At 52.7% G+C, this 19521-nt stretch carries 9 protein-coding genes; 8 read left to right on the plus strand and 1 reads right to left on the minus strand.

The window, feature by feature from the left end; genetic code table 11:
* Window positions 1–743 precede the first annotated feature (743 nt).
* From C4J83_RS14495 to C4J83_RS14525, 7 genes are all read left to right on the plus strand, one after another.
* Window positions 744–1796 carry a ComEC/Rec2 family competence protein gene (locus tag C4J83_RS14495; protein ID WP_124417410.1) on the plus strand — a complete coding sequence of 351 codons (1053 nt, stop codon included), beginning with the start codon at window positions 744–746 and terminating at the stop codon, window positions 1794–1796.
* Complete coding sequence (locus C4J83_RS14500; protein WP_256660682.1) at window positions 1777–3090, plus strand: ABC-three component system protein; 1314 nt, start codon at window positions 1777–1779, stop codon at window positions 3088–3090. Before C4J83_RS14495 ends, C4J83_RS14500 begins: the two co-directional genes overlap by 20 nt.
* On the plus strand, window positions 3074–3622 hold the full coding sequence (locus C4J83_RS14505) for an ABC-three component system middle component 1 (RefSeq protein WP_124417411.1): 549 nt from the start codon (window positions 3074–3076) through the stop codon (window positions 3620–3622). Before C4J83_RS14500 ends, C4J83_RS14505 begins: the two co-directional genes overlap by 17 nt.
* On the plus strand, window positions 3603–6731 hold the full coding sequence (locus C4J83_RS14510; protein ID WP_124417412.1) for an AAA family ATPase: 3129 nt from the start codon (window positions 3603–3605) through the stop codon (window positions 6729–6731). The genes C4J83_RS14505 and C4J83_RS14510 overlap by 20 nt, the downstream gene beginning before the upstream one ends.
* A 342-nt stretch (window positions 6732–7073) precedes the next feature.
* Window positions 7074–11612 carry an NACHT domain-containing protein gene (locus C4J83_RS14515; protein ID WP_124417413.1) on the plus strand — a complete coding sequence of 1513 codons (4539 nt, stop codon included), beginning with the start codon at window positions 7074–7076 and terminating at the stop codon, window positions 11610–11612.
* Between the two features lie 149 nt (window positions 11613–11761).
* Window positions 11762–15040 (plus strand): hypothetical protein, encoded by a 3279-nt coding sequence (locus C4J83_RS14520; RefSeq protein WP_124417414.1) that lies wholly within the window; start codon window positions 11762–11764, stop codon window positions 15038–15040.
* 453 nt (window positions 15041–15493) lie between these two features.
* Window positions 15494–16465, plus strand: a complete 972-nt coding sequence (locus C4J83_RS14525) for a hypothetical protein (protein WP_124417415.1) — start codon at window positions 15494–15496, stop codon at window positions 16463–16465.
* Window positions 16466–16777: 312 nt separating this feature from the next.
* Here the strand turns inward: C4J83_RS14525 and C4J83_RS14530 are convergent, their stop codons facing one another.
* Complete coding sequence (locus C4J83_RS14530) at window positions 16778–17692, minus strand: LysR family transcriptional regulator (protein WP_010210548.1); 915 nt, start codon at window positions 17690–17692, stop codon at window positions 16778–16780.
* A gap of 247 nt (window positions 17693–17939) precedes the next feature.
* On the opposite strand from C4J83_RS14530, the gene C4J83_RS14535 reads away from it, so the two are divergent.
* The gene (locus C4J83_RS14535) at window positions 17940–18962 is read left to right on the plus strand and encodes a zinc-dependent alcohol dehydrogenase family protein (RefSeq protein WP_106578091.1); all 1023 of its coding nucleotides are present in this window, start codon (window positions 17940–17942) and stop codon (window positions 18960–18962) included.
* Window positions 18963–19521 lie beyond the last annotated feature (559 nt).

A 19521-nucleotide genomic window follows, 5' to 3' on the forward strand; every position in this document is an offset into this window, starting at 1 on the left:
GCTGCTGATTTCGCCGTTCTAAGCGCTTTGATAAAGACTCCCGCCGAACGCAAGCCTTCAACACATCGAACCTTTGATGAGCTCAATCACCGCCACACCGTCTAGGATGAGTGAGCTTTGTGCCGGGGGCCAATTATTGTTGATAGACCACCTCGTGAAAAGGCACCTGATCTGGGCACCTTGAAGATGATTACGCAGACTGATGTTCGAACATTATTGCTCCACTCGGCACATGCGATGCTCAGGAGGGGCTCTTCAGGATATTCCGCTGGACCAGAGACAAACCCTGTTAAAGGAAGGGCCGCGGGAGGGGCGTCTACTGCTTCTGGCCTCGCCTGTTGAAGGCGAGGATGTCCAAGTATTAGCTGAACAATGAATCGGATTTGAGGATGAAGACGATGCTCAAGCGGCCGCCGGGGCTTTGGCCGCGATCGGCATCCCTGCGGCCCGGCGTTTGATCGTCAAGGCTCTTGCTCATCCGCACTACAGTGTAAGGCGCACCGCCATAGGGAAAATGGATTGACCCCGTTAGTAAGGCGCAAAGGGGCTCGTAGACTGTCGCGCTGTTAGTAAGCATAAAGATCTGTTGTTATCTGACTAGTGCTTAGGTACTGCACGAAATGAGGGGAAGATTCTGTCGGTTGCCTGACGTCAGAAATTGGCTTGGACGCTTTCCTTGGAAAGGGCCTATGCTACTGGCATCTTGACAGCCTGGCAGAGCCAGGCAGTGACAGGGAGTCCTGATGGCTATAATCGTCCGCGTTCTCAAAGCGAGGCATGGAGACTGCATTCTCGTCAGCCATGAGGGGCCTGGCGGGGTGTTCAATCTGCTGATAGATGGAGGAACGTCTACGACCTTCAGGTATGGGCCACGGCAGCTTTACGCCGGTGCGCTGTGCAATACCCTCGATGATTTGAAAGTCAAAGGGCAACACATCGATCTAGCCATCCTCACCCACATTGATGACGATCACATCAATGGACTTATCAAAGCCTTTGAGAAGCCAGGTTATCTAGGCGATATGGTCAAATTCATCTGGTTTAATTCTTCGCGATTGATCACACATCATTTTGATGTGCCCGAAATACCTGAAAATAATATTAAGCTGCTTGATGACAATCCGCAAACATCGATCAAGCAAGGAAAAGACCTGGAAGAATTGCTTGATAAGATTGGCTGCGTTCGAGCTCCGCTTGTAATGGCAGGGCAAACGTATAAAGCTGGTCCCTTTACGTTCAAGGTGTTGTCGCCTAGTCGTGAGCAACTTGTTAAGTTGTTGCATGTATGGCCTTCCGAAGTTGATTCAGGAAAAACCTCGGCGCACGACACTGATTATAATTTAACACTTCAAGATATCTGGTCAGGCGATAAGTTTTATTCTGATGCCTCTGTTTACAACGGCAGCTCTATAGCATTTATGCTCGAAGCAGATGGTAAGCGCATGCTTTTTCTGGGCGATGCGCACGAAGGCGTGGTATGCGATAGCTTACGGGCTGATGAGTACAGCGAAACCAACAAGCTTCAATTGGATCTTGTTAAGTTGTCGCATCATGGAAGTCAATACAACACCAGTAGCGATTTGTTAGGGTTGCTGGATTCACCGATTTATATAGTGTCCACCGATGGGTCTAAGCATGGGCTTCCGAACAAAAGGACAATAGCCAGGATCATCAAGTCTACGCAGGGTAAAGTGTGTTTTAACTATGATCATGTGGTCGCTCCCCTGCTACAGGCTCATGAAATTGAGGAGTACTCCTCTCGTCTAGAAGTGCTCGATGATGAAATCAGATACTAATATGACAGTTTCGGAAATCATGCAGTCATACTGCGTAATGGTTAATGGCGGCAGTGGTGTTCTGGTAAACGCTATGACGCAAGAGTATTCCTACGTGCTCACGGCCAGGCACGCCGTGTTCGAGGAGGGCGCCCACAATGTGGTGATAGATCATAATCAGGATCCAATTGAAGTGCTGGGCGTCTTGGTTTTCCCTAAGGTGGGTCTGGAGGAGCCCTTAGATTGTGCAATATTGACAATTACGCATCAACCAGGCCTGTCGCAGAAATCTTGGAATGCCGCTCACTTGCCACCGCTGGCCAACCTTACCTTTGTGGGTCTTCCAGAAGCGGAAAGGGCAAGTTCAAAGCCAATTACGCATTGGACTGGCCACTCAGCGAGCGTGGTTAACGAACTTATAACACTTGCGCTGGAAGATATCCCGGGCAAGGACATCATTCAAGGGATGTCTGGAGGTGGTGTATACCATGTAGATAACGATTACCCGTATCTGGTGGGCGTGGAGTTCGAAATGGAGGCCAGTCGATTGGATCACCAGTTTGGTCGCGTCGATTGTCATGGTCTCGCACGATACAACGAACTCATCACCCTCCATTCATGTGCGCCAATGATTCCGCCACATATGGAGTGCTTTTCGAGAGTGCGGGATAGGATTTTCGCATTCAATGTGATTGATCCCACTAACGTTCAGCATCTGAAATCTGCATTAATTGGTTTCGCAGACTCATTAATTGAGAGCGGAATGCCGCCTCCGTACGAAATTATGAAGCACTATGATGTCCAGTTATTGATAGACACGGGGCAGTCCAGCGTGCTGGAAACACGAGGGTTGTGGATTGCATATTTAGAGTTTGTGGTGATCTCCGCACTCATGGACGATGCTGGAGTCGCGGATAACGGCTATATCAGCGGGATCGATAAGAAGCGTCGTCTGCTGTATACCAGCGACGTCACCAACTGGCTTGGCCGTTTGGATGAAATTCTCAAAATTGCTCGTAAGTTGCTCGACAAAAACGGCACCCTCGTGGTCGCCTCGCCTGATGCTGCAGCGCAAACCTTTCCTCCAGACTTTGTCCTTAAGAATGTAATTGGCAATATTGCAACCATCCCGAACCAAGGCCCATTCTCTATTGATGAAGTTGAGAGTGCGATTTACGCCAGCTATAAGCTCACTCATCTGGAAGGTTTGCGCAAAAGCTGCGTCATCGAGAAAGAGTTTGACTATCGCAGTTTGGCTCCAGGTAAGGTTCAACTGCTGGAGCTCAGGAAGAAGTTGAATGAAATTATTAATTAAAGATTACAATTTTGAGTTTCTGACTGCTGAGTTTGATGGCATAGAATTTCACATGTTTCGCTCAGATGATTCGCTGTCCTATATTTCGTGTATTGCTTGCCTGTGTAAAAAGCCGTCAGATATCGTAGCGAACTGGCGGGTGATCCAAAACCTTGTTTCGGTTCACCACCAACCTTCAGGAAACCTCGCTGTGTGGAACGTGTATATCGCTTTTGTGACGATCGGCACTGTGCCAATTTGGGATAAATACCAGATCGAGAACAACAAATACTCTGCTCGTAAATTGATAATTGATGGGTATGCTGAATTGCCCACGGTTGAGCAATTGACTGACTGTTTGGAAGAGCAGCTCCTAGGATCAGATTTGACGCTGGATCCCTGTGTCGCGGAAACCCGGGAACCATTATTGTCACTGGAATACTTTGTTCGGGGTGCGCCGTTAGATCAAAAAATTGAGTCCAAGGAAAAGCGCGCGTTAATGATAAATGAAATCATAGAATCTCTGAATAAAAATGAAAATCAAAAAAGTTGAAATTGAAGCATTTCGTGCTTATAGAATGAAATCAGAAGGCACATTCGATTTTACGAATGCTGATGATCTTCCTTCTAATTTTGTTGCGATATTTGCCCCCAATGGATTTGGTAAAAGCTCGTTTTATGATGCGGTCGAATGGGCGGTCACGAATCATTTGGAGCGTTTAGGTGGCGACTACAATAGAGTCAATTATGAAGGCGCCGCCCGCGCGACCAAAGACTTAGACAAGGGGCAGGAGATCCTTCGAAATAAATACGTCAACGACGACGTTAAAACTCGGGTGGTTGTTTCAACTACGCTGCCTATTCCGTTTAAACGAGAGTTGGGAAAGCTTCGCATAAATGGGCGAGACTTGCGCTTTGGAGAGAAAGGTCGCGAGAACGAATATTTTCGGCGTGTCATTTTAAGTCAAGATGAGATTGACAGATTCCTCCGAGAGGCGAAGCCGCATGAACGCTATACCAAGTTTATGGAAAATTTCGGCGGGGAAACTGAAAAAGTCCGAAAGGAATTGACTGCACTTATCCTTGATAATAAATCTGAGCTGCTAGCTTTGGATTCCCAGCGTGAAGCCATTATCGCCGAGCTGGACCAGCCTGTTGACCTCTCCATCTTTTATAGTTTCAATGCATTAGCTACACAGCTAAACGCTGGTGGTGAGAACATCTTGCTTGCGGACGAGAATTTTTCCGCGCAGGCTGAACACGAACTGAATGCAAGCCTTGTCTCCCGACAGCATGAGTTAAGCGTAGAACGTGAAGCTAATGTCCGGGCGGTTGACACTCTTGCTGATAGATTGGTAAAGATTCCCGAAATTGAACTTAATAGCCAATTTCTCATCGATCAGAAAGCTATTTCAGAGCGTCTTGATCAGGGCGTAAAAGATGCTGGCGGCTATCAGGAACTGCTCAACGCTCATGAAAAAAGCACAAGCGATGTCCAGGAAGCGAGTCAGCGTTCGGCAAATATTCTTGATGTAATCAATCATTCTGTTGTGTTCTTTCAGTCTGAATCACGCCTCAATGATATCGCCCAACGTCAAATAACGCTGGGAGATATCCAGCCAGGTCATGCCGCACAGTTGTCAGGGTTTGCAAAGGCTTTGAGCGATCTTAATCTGGAGCTCAAAAAGGCTGATGATCGCGCTGCATTTCTTAGGAACTCCATCGATAATGCTGGGCCGATTTATGCAGAGCTAACATCACATCGTGCGCGAATAGAATTGATCGCTCAGCAAATTGCTGAGAAAGAGGTTTCGGTTCGCCTGGATGCAGCAAAGTTGGATCAACTTCAAGCCAACCTGAACCTCGTGTCAAGTTTAAAACTTACTGCAAACTTTATCTTGTCTGCAGTTGAAGGCACAAAATATTTAGGTCAAGAGAAAATTGAGCGCTTGACCAAGTGTTTTACTGAGTTGGAATCCATTGATCTCCACGACAAAACTGTGCATGCGACTCAAACAGCTTTGGCTGACCAGATGGGTGTGCACGAACGTTTGATTTCCACCGGCCTTGACTACCTCAGCGCATGGCCGTCAAATATTTGCCCGCTGTGCAGCGCCCCCCACGAAGATGCCGAGAAGCTCAGGCTGAAAGTTAAATCTCAGACTCTGCTATCGCGGATTAGTCAAGAAAACGCGGAGCTCCTCGCACAGTCCGAAACACGTCGTAAGCAACTGCTCGATGAAGTGAAATCTATCACGCTAGTGGCGGAAGAGGCACATGGGCAGCAGTTGGCTGACCTTCGCGGAACAATCAAGGAGTTGAGTGCAAGACTGGAGCTAGTTGAACGAGAAAAGTCTGATCTGGAGGTGGAAAAGCGCGCCTTAGAGGACAGAGTCAACACGCTCGATAAGACCGTATGGAGTCTCGCACTCGATGAGCTCTTAACCCGTGCTCAAGGCGAGATCGTTCAGCTTTCACTCAAACGTTCCGGACTTGTAAATCGTCAAACTGAGTTGTCTGAAGAGATTGCACAGCTCAATCGAAAGATTTCACAGATTGATGCAGATTTGCAGGTTCTGACAACGGAAGGCGATACCCTTAAGTCTCAAGCGTCCTATCTGCTTGTCTCTCAGTACCTAGTAAATAATGGTATCAATTCAGCCCAGTTGGCTGAACATTGTCAGGTCGAGAAGAGTAAATTTGAATCTCAACTTGCTAACGCCAAGGCCGTTACTGATGAGCTGACGACTCAGTGCAGTGCACTCCAGCAGAAGATGCTGTCCGATGGGACGTGGGTGAGTTTTGTCCAGCTACGATCTCAGAAAGATGGGCTTGATCTGGAATTGGCTCGCGCTCAGTCCGCAATCAACGCTTTCTATGAAAGCCTTGCCACGTTGATTGTTGTTCGCTCAGAGGATCGTTTAGACCAAGTCAAAGCACTGATCACCAGTGAACTCCAGACCCGCCGCTTGCGCACCGAGCAACTTGAAACCGCTGAAAACAGTTTCAAACTGCTGTTGGAGTTGATGGCGTCCTTTAAACCCTACATCAAGCGCTTATCCCTTCAAAATGAGTTGGCTGAACTGGAAGTGGAGCTAGATCAGCGAAGCCAGGTGGACATGCTTCTGAGTACGGAACGGTTGGCTGTGATCGAGCAGCTGAAGACGTTGATTAACAATTTCTTCTATGAAGATCTCATCAACGTTATCTACAAAAAAATTGACCCGCATCCATCCTTTAAGAAAGTAGAATTCAAGCCGGATTTTGACTCTGATAAACCAGGTTTGAACATTGTCGTGAGTGACGAAGACGGGGTTTTGATTTCGCCAATCTTATACTTCAGCGCTGCTCAGTCCAATATTCTCAGTCTCAGTGTGTTTCTGGCCGGCGCGCTTCATGCCAAGGATGATAAGGGTAATCCGATTGATGTCGTGATGATCGATGATCCTATCCAGTCGATGGACTCCATCAATATTCTCTCAACTATTGATCTTTTGCGCAGTATCTGCCTGCAGTTTGATAAACAAGTTATTATTTCTACGCACGATGAAAACTTCTTCGGCCTTCTGCAGCGCAAGATTCCAGCTGAGATTCTGGGAGCAAAGTTTCTGCAGTTGGAAAAATTTGGAGTGGTAGTGCCTGTCGAGCCATTCTTAAATTAGCATGTTATCTCGGAAGGGATTAATTCGCCCCTTCCGTGATACACCGCCCGACGACGGAACATTTAGGCGGTCTGACATGGCGCGGTATCTGCTAATCAACCAAGTTAAGGAAGTTGTTGTTAGCTGGAGGGGGCTACAAATCAGTTTGTCGTCTCGAATCAGATAGCCGTTGAGTAAGCTGGTTTTACGCCGGCCTTGGACACTGGAGGTCCAAATATTTTGAAATGAAAGCTGTTGATGATGCCGGTGTCGAGTGCGCTTTCGGAGAACATTGCTACAGCCACTGAATATGCGTAACTATCGCGGCTTAGTAGAGTTCCGTAACTGACCTGAGGACCGCCGATGGCAACATCAATGATCGATTTCCGAGCCATCCGCACACATCACGGCAGCCAGCACGCCGGTTTCGAAGAGCTCGTCTGCCAATTTGCCGCGCTCGAGTCTCAGGGTGGCGTACCGTTCCACCGCAAGGGGGCGGGTGCCGACGCAGGACTTGAATGTTATCGAGTCGAGCCCAACGGATCTGAAACTGGATGGCAGGCCAAGTATTTCTTCGAGCTCGGTAGCGGCGAAGCGGGGCAGCTCAAAGACTCCTTTGAAAACGCCGTAGCCAAACACCCCGCACTCGCCACCTTCATCGTATGCATACCTTTCGACTTGTCTGATGGCCGTGTTGAAGGCCGTAAGTCTGAGCGCGATCGCTGGGATGACTGGGTGATTGCGCGTCAAGCTTCCATCGCGCCTCGTATAGTTGAAATCCAACTCTGGGGCGGTTTCCAGCTCACAGAACGACTCTCACGGAATGATCCACTGTATGTGGGGCGTCGTACCTATTGGTTCGATCTCCCTCATTTTGGGTGCGAATGGTTTAAAGACCGGTTTGCGATCAGCCGTGCCGCTCTCGGTCGTCGCTACACGCCAGAACTTAATATCGAACTGCCTATTCGTCAGGCGTTAGTCGCATTCGCACGAGATCCAGATTTTGCGTGCAAGATCATTGGTTGGGCTGATGATCTCGACGAGGCGAGACATCGTTCGCTACGCAGCATCGGCACCGCGCTGGGGGGAACATGTGATATAGATTTCACTGCGCTCGGCGACCAAATGGCTGCGATATCTTCAGCAATTCGCGGCGTACCACTTGGCCCAGCGAATCTCATTCCATTCGGGGAATGGAGCGCTTTATTGGCGATTGCAACTGCGGCGCTCAACCGCTGTCGGAGCGGAATCTGGGAGCTACGTCGGCAACCCGGCGCGGGTCAGGACAGTGGTCGCGACGGTCTTCATTTTGCCGAACATTTGCGCGAAGTGATTGATCGCGTTGTCGAGGAAATCAATGCCCCCTCGACCAACTTCGCTAATTCACACCGCCTACTGCTGAGCGGAGAGGCGGGCGTTGGCAAGTCACACTTGCTGGCCGATGTCGCCGAGCATCATGTTGCGCAGGGCTTTCCCGCCGTCCTAATGCTTGGTGGAGCGTTCAGTGATGCGGAACCTTGGCGGCAGATCGCCGAGCAGTTGGGGCTGACAAATGCTCCTCCGGACGCAATTCTCGGTGCGTTTGACTCCGCTGCCGAAGCAGCTGGCACCCGCGCGTTAGTGATGGTTGATGCGATCAACGAGCGTAATGGTGTAGCGGTTTGGTCCGAGCGTCTTGCCGCGTTCCTCGCTGTGGCCGACCGTTTTGAACATATAGCGGTCCTCGTTTCCTGTCGCTCCACCTTCATCCCTTATATCGTGCGCGACCTCGATACGACCACGTTACCCCGTTTGGAACACCCAGGTTTCGCAGGAAGGGCGGCTGAAGCTGCGCGTCGCTACCTCGACCAGCGTGGCATCGTTCGAATGGCAGCCCCGCATTTCGCGCCAGAGTTTGAGAACCCGCTGTTCCTGCGTACTTGCTGTGACATGCTTGAACGTCGTAATGAAAGCGAACTTCCGCGTGGACTGGCTGGAGTGTCGAAGGTTTTCGATTTTTATTTCAACGCGGTGGTCGAGACGCTCAATTTGCGGATGGGCTTGGCGCCAAGGCTAAAGCGTATAGAGGCGGTCCTCACGGCGCTCACGGAAGAGATGGTAGTTGCCGGTACCGGCTATCTCTCAATTGACGCCGCGAATTCAATCATCGAATGTCTGCACAACTCAAACGGTCTCGCTGAACAAAGCCTTTTCTTCCAGCTCGAAAGCGAAGGTGTGATCGCAGTTGAGCCAATCGGTGATGGAGGAGAGATCAACGAGATGGTTCGCTTTACCTTCGAGCGATTAAGTGACCATCGTATAGCCCAGAGGCTACTTAATACTCATGTAGGCGACGGCGATCCTGAGCCAGCTTTCATCACTGGGGGGGCACTCGCATCTTATGTGGCGGGTCGAGGCTCCTCCAGGTTCGCGAGCATCGCCGAGGCATTGGCTGTACAGCTGCCAGAGCGTTACGGCGTTGAACTCATTGACGTTGTCGACGGCAAGTTTTCCCGCTGGGAACTTGCTCATGCCTTTCAGCTCAGTCTGCTGTGGCGTCGACAGGACGCCTTCACCAAACGCACCCTGGAGCTGGTTGAGGAATGCGCTGACGTAATCGGAGGTGACGCAGTTCTTGAGACGCTGCTTGCGATCGCCACTGAACCTGACAATCTCTTTAATGCCGACCATCTTGACCGTTGGCTGCAACCGTTACCGATGTACGAGCGCGACATTGAATGGTCGACTCGCGCGACGCACATCGCCGTGGATGGCGACGGCGACGGCGCGATAGAAACATTGATCGAGTGGGTGCTCGCCAACGGACTTGAGTCAATCGAGCTGCCGCGCGCTCGACTAGTCGCCATTACGCTTGCATGGCTCACTAGTCTCAGCCATCGTTGGGTCCGTGATATGGCGACCAAAGCGCTCGCGACGCTATTGGTAAATCGCCGTGACCTCGCCGCCGAGATGATCGAGAAATTCGCCAGTGTTGACGATGCTCATGTTTTCGACCGTGTGCTTGCTGCTGCATATGGTGCAGCAACGCGAAATTCCAGCGATGAGGGACTTGCCGAGCTCGCGCGAGTTGCCTTCGAGGCGGTGTTTACTAACGACAAGATACCAACCCACGCGCTCGTTCGCGACCACGCGCGTGGGATCGTCGAGCTTGCTGCCAATCGCGGCGTTTTGCCCGCGGACCTATCGCTAGATTGCGCTCGGCCTCCTTATCCAGGAGGGAGGGTACTCGAGACGGTGACCGAAGAAACCCTTAGCACATATGTTCAGAACTATGGCGGCAGTTTTTTGCGTGACGAAATCTGCAGCTCCGCGGTCGAGGATGGAGATTTTGCACGCTACAAAATCGATAATCTTGCCGGCGACTTCCTGTTACTTCCACGCTCGGAGCATGGTCGTTCCATGCGTGAGATTTACGACGCCTGGTACTTGGAAGCGATCAAACCTCATCCGGCGCGTACCAAAGCGTTTGAGCAGGTACTTGAAATTGCAGCTCGCACCAATTCGATGCCTACGGGGCTCTCGCTTTTTCTTCGTCAAGCTCAAGACGAAGGCAAAAAATTGATGGAGGCGCGGCGTGCGTCCGAAAAAAAGTGTGACGCGACTATCAGCGAGTTTGAGCGTCTTTTGGACGAGGGAGAGATAGAGGAGTTTCGTATTCGTGCTGCCGGCTTTGTGCGCGGCCGTATGTGGGACGAGCGAGCCGTAGCTGGGCATCCAACATATGCTGGTGATAGGTCGCGCCATTGGGTCGCTTGGCGCGCGCATGAGCTTGGGTGGACTCCAGAACGCTTCGCCGAATTCGACCGCGAGATGGCGGGCCATGACCGTAATGAGCACCGAATCGAGCGCATTGGTAAAAAATATCAATGGATCGCCTACCATGAAATGACCGGACGTCTTTCTGACACCTCGCTCGTAGGCGGTAACTATCAGGACGATCCCGAGCTCTTTCGCGGTCCTTGGCAAGTCGGGTCACGAGAGATGGATCCGACTATCCTTGTGACTCGTACGAAACAACGCGACTCGGATCGTCAAGGTCCGACCTGGTGGTCCCCTCACTTTTCTCGTTGGCGCGACGATCCGCCCGAATCGCGAGTCGCGTGGATGGAGGATCAATCGCGAGACGTGCCTGATCCAGTGCAGCAGATTGATGTAATCGACCCTGCTGGCCGACGCTGGCTCGTACTCGACACAAATGTTGGCCGTAATCATCTAGCTATGGTAGATGGCGAACGCGTGATTCATCGGATGACCTGGCACAAAGTTAAATCGATATTGGTAGCACGTGATGATGTTGAGCGTTTAACGGAGTTTCTAACCCAATCAGCAGATAATCGGGATCATTTTCCAGCATTCGATATGCCTCGGAATGGCTACCTTGGCGAGTACCCTTGGCATCCGGCATTCGACACCATCGATGGAGGTTTCGAGATGGGTTCGGACGAAGCAATTTACACGCAAGCGACGGTAGCTGACTGGCATGTCGAGCGCTCAGGCCATGACTATTCGATTGAGGAAAGCTTCAATCTTACGGTTCCCGCTCCAGCGCTTATGCGCGGCCTTCATTTACGTCTGGCGGAAGGACGCTCCCTTGCATACGCAACAGCAGATGGCAGAATTCTTTTTAAAGATCCGTCCGTTGACGAGCCCGGGTTCAGTGCGGCTGTTGTAGATCGCGGTGTGATGCGGGCGTTTTTGGACGCAGAAGGGTTAGAAATCGTGTGGGTTGTTACTGGTGAAAAAAGTGCCCATGGCGGATCGCGTCATGGCAGGGGGTGGGGTGGAATGCTTAATTATAGGGGGGTCTACCGGTTTAATGGCGATTCTATCCAAGGCCGACTCGAGTTCGAGAAACAGGCTCCCCGGCCTGAGCAGCTAGCGGAGCTTCTGGCCCATCCGTGAAAATGTGCTATCGGCTTCCGAATTAGGTGCGACATCACCGAGGTGATAAGCATTAATAACGGGCTTCGCTTTTAGTCTTCCCATCAACCACAAAGCTGATTCAACCGCATTCGTTTGCACGACCTCACCGCCACGTAAAAGGAATGACAATGAGTGATCAAAGTGGGTATCGGGCATTTCGTACCCATGCCTTAGAGCAAGGGCGAGACGCGGTCAAACGACTGGCCATTTCCGATTACGATGAAAGTGCCGACGTTCACTCCAGATTTACTCAGCGGATTGCCTTAAGAGCTGCGCGGCGTTGGGTTCAGAACAATGTCAGCGAGCTGCTTGCCGAAGACTCTGACCAGGCACTTCATATCCGCCGAATGCTTGGCATACCCGCTTCGCAGTCACTGATTAAACCAGAGGCGTGGCCCTGGTATGGCAAGTTGGGGATATTCTTCGTCCCGCATTGGCTGACATGGCAATACACGCGTAGGCAGTTAGCAAAAACACGCACCTACGAAGGACGCGCCTTTCTTTACGAGACCTTTTACGACCGAGTCGTGACGTGTCGCTTGAACCGCTACACCCCGGCCGTTGATCAGGCCATACAAGGCATGCCGCTGCTCTCCTATGAATGCGCAAGACAGCTCGACAGACTGGATGCTGGCTGGTTCATGGCCGTGCGTAAAGTCGGCGTGGAGAGCTTTGCGAGGATCGAACATTATGCTCGCTATGGCAGCTTCAGATTGAAGGGCCCACTCGCCAATCTGCTGGTGCTGACCAATGTGGTGCAGACAGAATCGGAGCTGGCCTGGCTAGACTATCAAATGAAAGAGCGCTATCACGCGCCCGAGATCACCCCTGAAGCCCTTCGCACCTTCAAACAGGCCATTGATCTATTGCTGGCCAATGGTGTTAAGCGCAAGCAGGTAGCGGGTATCTTTCGTCATGACCTGGATGCTATAGACCCAGATCGGCTGCAGGTAAACTTGCAACTGATTGTTGCTTCTGGCACCGCAGGCGCAGATGCCGTCTACGAGGTCATTGGCGAGTCGCTTTGGCGAGCTGCCAGCGCAAATTGGGCCTTTGTATTGGATGTGGTTAAGGCCCATTCAGCTGATCAGATTCAACACTGCAAGCGTATGCTGGACCATTACTGCGAGCCTTCTTCATTGTTGGTCGAGCACTTGATTGCTCTGGGCGCGAGCGTCGAAAACCTAGCGCATTGCCAGACGCTCATATTGGAGCTCAACAAAAAAGAGGGAGAGGGCGAACCGCTCGCCGAGATCGCGCTGTTGGCCGGTGCTCCATATTGCTTGAGCTTCGAGCAGATAGGGCAGTGTCGCACTTACCTGGCGCGCCCCGGAGCATTGCAGGAATACTTGGCAGTGCTTGAGCGACATGGGTATGGCTACCCTGAGGCAGTTCTGGGTTTTCAGCGTGCGTATACCGTCATCGGTGTCCAGAGCCTTGAGACTTGGCTTGTAATCAAAGGGCACCGTAAACCGCGTAAAGAGCGGGAGTTGGTTGACTGGATCATTCGCTGTGCTCGCACTCTGGCCGCCCAACCGTATCACTATCTGCTCACCGCCGTGCCCATGCCAGAGTTCAGTCATCTGTGCCAAGCGGAGCGCGTGGTACGGTTTGGACTAGGCACTTTGCAGTACTTAGTCGAGAACAAGGGATTGAACTCATTCAAAGCGATCATGGATTGGTACTACAAGGCACGTGGCGTACATACGCTTTGTTGCTGGGACCTCAATTCAACATCTCGTGTACTGCTGGACGATGCCTTCCGTCGTAACCACTTTGCCGCTTTCACTGAGAACCTGAGCTGTGTCATTAGAGCCATTGATGATCGGGTGGTAACGGACATCGGTTATCGCCACCAGCAACCGGACGACGCGGCACGCGAGCGCTACGACGAACGAAGGGAAGTTCTAGCTCAGGCCGAGAGCCTAAAACTTTTGTCTCGTTTACCAGCCATCCTGAACCAAACGGGCGGCGTCCTGCTGCCGAGCATGATTCGCCATGCGTGGTCGTCAGATGAGCAGCTACAAGAACAGATGGACGCATTGGTGCCGTTGGTAGAGAACCTGCTAATGGGGCGCGGACCATCAGGCGCTGAGCTGCAGCCTCAGGAGGTTGAGGCTATATCCATGATCTACAAGGCTGATAGCCACAGCGTCAGGTCACAGTGGAAGAATGTCCTGGGTTTCGAATCGCAAATGGCTGGATTGACATTGTGGGATGGTTACCCGATGCGCTGGGCGCGCTCGATTCGTCGCATGGAAAAGCGCCTTGAGCGCAGTAGTCTGCAAGCGCTGGTTCAGGCAAAGACGTTCAGCGCGAAGATCTGTTCAAAAAGGGACTTTACCGACGCGTGTCAGGCCATCCGTTCCAAGCGGCTATACGACAAGTCGCGTGATCCTCAGTCTGTAGCGGCCCATCTAGGTGTACTGTTCGCGGCGAGTCGTGAGGACTCATTGATCGGATCGTGGCTCGAAACCGACCTCGGACAGATAGCTGCCTTGGAGGATTTCAGTGTTGATATCTCGGAGGGGTTGGAGCAGCTCGACACGCTTTTCACCAGCACTTTACCGGACGCTCTTGAGGCGCATATGCCGGCGTTTGTAATGAACTTCAACGATGAGCAGGCTGATAGCCTGGCCAAGCGAATGGTGGGTGAGGCTCATCTGGCTGGGGCGCAAACTGGCCGTGGAAGATTGCAGGCCGCAGTCAGACACACCCAAACAATTGTGCTCGCGACATGTGCATGCTGGTTGAAGCGCGAGCAGGGCAAGTTCACCGCTATGCCTGCTAACGACGAAGTCACTGAATTGCAGGCGTTCGTGTCAAAATATCCGGCAGCGTTTTTCGCTAGGCAAGCCGCGAACCTGTGCACGCGCGATGACACGGACATGTGGAAGGAGGAGCGGCACGCGCATATGGTGGTATTTGACCCTGTGCAACGTCGGCTTGCGGGGATGGCCATGATCTATTTCGAATCAATCCCGGCGCTCCATCCAACCAAGCGTTGCCTGATCGTTCGCGCGATCAACCCGATGGATGAGATGTTGGCTACTCATACGGTACATAGCATCGTCAACGCGTTTTTCGATATCGCCGTCAGCATCGCTCAAGAAAATGAGCTGGCAGCGGTGCTTTTCCCGAATCCTGGCGGCATGCATCTCCTTTCCAATCAGAGCACTGTTGAGAAGTACTTCAAAAAACGCCTCATTGAACGCGCCGAGCCATACCGGCAGATAGAGCCAGGAGCAAGCGCTGCGAACTGGCGTACCAGACCTAGGCGTCTGAACGCACGATTTTATGCTTATGCGCAGGGACAGCAGCAGGTTTCAGAGTTATACGCCGTTTGGGCGAATAGCCAAATCATTCTGCCGGCTCAGACGCGCAGATCGGTTGAGTACATCAGCTAGGCATTTGACTGCTGCTCCTCACCGTGCTGAATTCGATGAGCTACGCTTGGCGACTTCCAACCAGTTCAACCAGAAGCAAAGCGTGTGGATCATCCCGTCTGGAGTAGTAAAGCAACTGCAAATCGATATCCGCAAGAGGTATGCGCCCCAGAATACCCTCTCTAGATCGTGCAACTGTCGGTGCATGCCAAGAATATCTTCGTCTACCAGCTTTAAAAGTTTAAGTCTGCTAGGTAATGCGCAACCGGCTCCGCTTTAGTCGAGGCTGGCGCATGGACAAATGCTGGTGCAGATGCCGTTGGTGTAGGTGACGAATTTCCGGTTAAGGGGGCGTTTAGCAGAGCAGAGAGCTTCATGATAGCGGCACTTTGATATTGGCTGGTATTGCGTGCAGACTAGGCACTGTCACGACACTAGAACGGGGCGCCCATCTGCTGATCGAAATGAGGGAACATGAGATATATTTGTTTTATTCTGACCGCTGCTCTATTGGGGGGCTGTGGCAAATACAACGCGGTCGACACCATGTCTGACGCTAAGCCGGATAGTCGAGACATTGGTTTGTGTGGGGGCGGAGTTGGCATCGACAATCAGGTGGGTCTGATCATTCGTAAGGAGGCAAAAAAATCAGGTGGTGAGCTTTCGGCTTCTCAACGTTCCAAAATACAGGCGGCAGCGGTAGACGCGGGGATTTTGTCAGCGAATGACAATTATGAAACCTATGTGAAGTGCATCCTTGAGCTAAACAAGCGTCGTGGCGACAGCCAGGCGCTCAGTCTGCAACAACGTTTGCAGCAGCCGGCGTTGAAGGTCTGGCGCCAAGGCTATGAAGGAGAGACCAGCTACGTTCGGCGCTTGGTGATCGAAAATACGGGTGAGGAGCTGACTGAACTGCAAGTGACAAAAGCGCCCTTTCTTGTGATCAGTGGAATGTGCGTTATTGATCTGGCCGAGAAATCCGACAAAAAGAAGTGCGGTGATTTATCCGTCGCATATGTTCCCCTTGCAAATTATTACTCCTCAGTTACTTGGGTCGGGGCTTATAAGGGCGAGCTCTACTCGGTCGATGAAGTGCCAGGTGGCATGGACGACGTGGTGAAGCGTTTCGCACGTGCCAATGCTATGCCCGGAACCCAAGCATTGAATGATAATCTAGTGCTTCTGGTGAGGGTTCGTTACAAAGACAAGTTTCAAGACACGCACGAACGCTTCTTCGATGTCACGTTCACGCAAATAGAGCTTGAAAACGATCTAGGCCAAGCGCTCTTTGCAAACCGTGAAAAGCTACTTGAGGCTGGCTTGGTGGTCGATGTACGAAGGATTGCAGTGCCACGTCTGCTAGAGGTCTGGTCAAGCCTTCTGCATCCTAGGAGTGAGCTGCCGACTTTTTGGCAGCGTCTTGAAAAGCGACGACGTGAGGTCTGAATTCAGCTTGGCGATCTACACCTGAGATTTATTGCGCAGTAGATATCACTCGGTTGCTCACGCATTTGGGTAGAGGGAGGACACCTTACCGACCTACCTTGACTACCCTTTACTACGTGGTGTTTGGGAACAGCTGCGGGTGAGTTTTTGAGGCGGGAGACTGTTGGAACTCAGGCTAGGGGCATCCTTTTCAAACCATCCAAAGTATGCCCTCAGATGTGCCCCCAATGTAGCGATCCACTGGGCGCGAATGCAGCTCCATGGTTTATGGAAAGGCAAAAATGATCAGCTCAACAGCCTGCCCATCGACACTTAAAGACTCTCAGGGTCGCCAAAAAACATCTGAATCCGCGAGCGCAACCAGCGCTCTCCCGGATCGTTGTCCTGCGAGCCACGCCAGGCCATGTGCAATTCGAACGAGCGTACGGGCAACGGCGGGTCTTCTGCGCGCAAACCGCCCGCTGAGGTCAGCGCCTCGGCGGCGTAGTCCGGCACGGTGGCCAGGATATCGGTGCCGGCCAGCAATGTGCCCAGCCCGTTGAACTGAGGCACGGCTAGGACCACGTGGCGTTTGCGGTCGAGTTTTTCCAGCTCTTCATCGATAAACCCGCTCAGGTCGCCGGCGAACGACACCAGGGCATGGGGGCGGGCGCAGAAATCATCCAGGCTCAGCGAGCCGGGCACGCTGTCGGCGCGCAGCAGTTTCGGCAGGCTGCGGCGCAGGACCTTGCGCTTGGCGTTGGCCGGCAGGTCGGCGGTGTAGCTCACGCCGATGGAAATTTCGCCGGAGGCCAGCAGACCCGGCATCAGGATGTAATTGACCCGGCGCACCACCAGCACGATGCCCGGCGCTTCGGCGCGCAGGCGTTTGAGCAACTGGGGGAGCAGGGCGAATTCGACGTCGTCCGACAAACCGATGCGGAACACGGCCGTACTGGTGGCCGGGTCGAACTCGGCGGCGCGGCTCACGGCGGTGGAAATCGAGTCCAGGGCCGGTGAGAGCAGGGCGAAAATCTCTACAGCGCGGGCGGACGGCTCCATGCTGCGCCCGGTGCGCACAAACAGCGGGTCATCGAACAGTCCACGCAGGCGCGACAACGCCGCACTGATGGCCGGCTGGCCAAGGAACAGCTTCTCGGCAGCACGGGTCACACTGCGCTCATGCATCAAGGTTTCGAATACGATCAAGAGGTTAAGGTCGACACGACGCAGGTCGTTACGGTTCATCTTGTGTCCTGGAAGAGTCAGCGAGCTTGACGAGAGCGGCCACATGTAAACAATGACCGGCATGAATCTTACGGGGAAAGGCTGGTACTCTGCACCGGCTAATTGAGTTTTCCTACAAGATCTGGGGTCCATTCCTCAGTTGCGGAATCAATGACAGGCATGTCGACTATTAACGGCGACCGGTGGTCTTACCTGGAAAGCCCAGATAGAGTTCATGGCATTAGAGGTTACTTTGACGAGGTTTGCGATGTCCCGCACGATCCGTTTTCACAAGTTTGGTCCGGCCGAGGTGCTCAAGTGCGAAGAGCATGTAGCCGCGCTGCCCGCACCGGGCGAAGTGCAGGTGCGTGTCGACGCGATTGGCATCAGTTGGTACGACATTTTGTGGCGCCAGAACCTGGCGTCTTCCCATGCACGTCTGCCATCCGGCCTGGGCCATGAGATGGCCGGGGTGGTTGTAGCCCTCGGCGACGGCGTGGATGACTTGGCGGTGGGCGATAAAGTGGCCAGTTTTCCGGCCGAGAGCCCCAACGATTACCCGGTGTATGGCGAACAGATCGTTCTGCCCCGTTCGGCCCTGACCCGTTACCCGGACGTCTTGAGCCCGATCGAAGCCAGCGTGCACTACACGCCGCTGCTGATTGCCTACTTTGCCTATGTGGACCTGGCGCGGGTCAAACCCGGCCAGTTTGCCCTGGTGACCGACGCCAGCCACTGCGCCGGCCCCTCGTTCGTACAACTGGGCAAAGCCCTGGGTGTGCGGGTGATTGCCGCGACCAAAGACAGCGCAGAGCGTGAGTACCTGCTGTCCCTCGGGGCAGAAAAGGTGATTGTCACCGAAGAACAGGACTTGCTCATGCAGGTCAACAAGTTCACCGACAACCGCGGCGTTGACGTGGTGTTCGATGGCTTGGGCGGCCCGCAGATGTCGTTGCTCGGTGACGTGCTGGCACCGCGTGGCAGCCTGGTGCTTTATGGCCTGCAAGGCGGCAACCAGACACCGTTTCCGGCGTGCGCAGCGTTCCAGAAGAACATTCAGTTCTTTGTGCATTGCATCGGCAACTTCACCGGCAAGCCGGAGCTGGGCATCATTCAGGATCAGGTGGCCTTGCAGCGTGCGCTGCGTGATATCAACCAACTGACGGCCGACCGCGTACTGGTGCCGCTGAAAACGACGGTGTTTCCATTCAATCAGTTCGTGGAAGCGCACCGCTATATGGACGAATGCCCGTGTCGCGAACGCGTTGCGTTGCAGGTTGAAGCTGTTTGAGGTGTAGGAATATTCGCAAATGAGTCATCCGGGCCCTGGGCGCATGAGACAAATGCGCCATTTAGCAGGGCTTAACCCGCGCGTTGGATGAAACGCGCGAGCGTCTTTCGGTCCTGTAAACGATACCTTTGCCCCTGCCGCCGCCCTGATTTTCAGCGCGGCGTCTTTGTGTGCGCGCTATTGACGCGGCAACGGATAAGTATCTGAACTGGTTTTCGACCGGCTTCTGTATCTGTTAATCATTATTCCAGTCCTGATAATTGAGTCTTCACGTTCAACTCAAGGACCGAGTAATGATTGATACTCCGATACCCCAGCACGGGCTGCCTGCAACTCCCCATGATAATGCAGCAACTGCCTGGACCCGAGGATGCGGGTACTTTCCAGGCGAGCCTCAATCGATAAATCAGCGGAGGTCAAAGTTAGAAGCTTTTTATGTGTCAGATTCATCTTCTAGTTTAAGGATAAATGAGTGTAGGGGGCCGTCAGAGCATTCCTAGGATTGTCGCATTGACGGCCTGGACGCCTCACGCACGGCCTGTTGGCGCAACGGATGCTC

Origin of the sequence: Pseudomonas sp. LBUM920, from assembly GCF_003852315.1 — a bacterium.
Lineage (GTDB): Bacteria > Pseudomonadota > Gammaproteobacteria > Pseudomonadales > Pseudomonadaceae > Aquipseudomonas.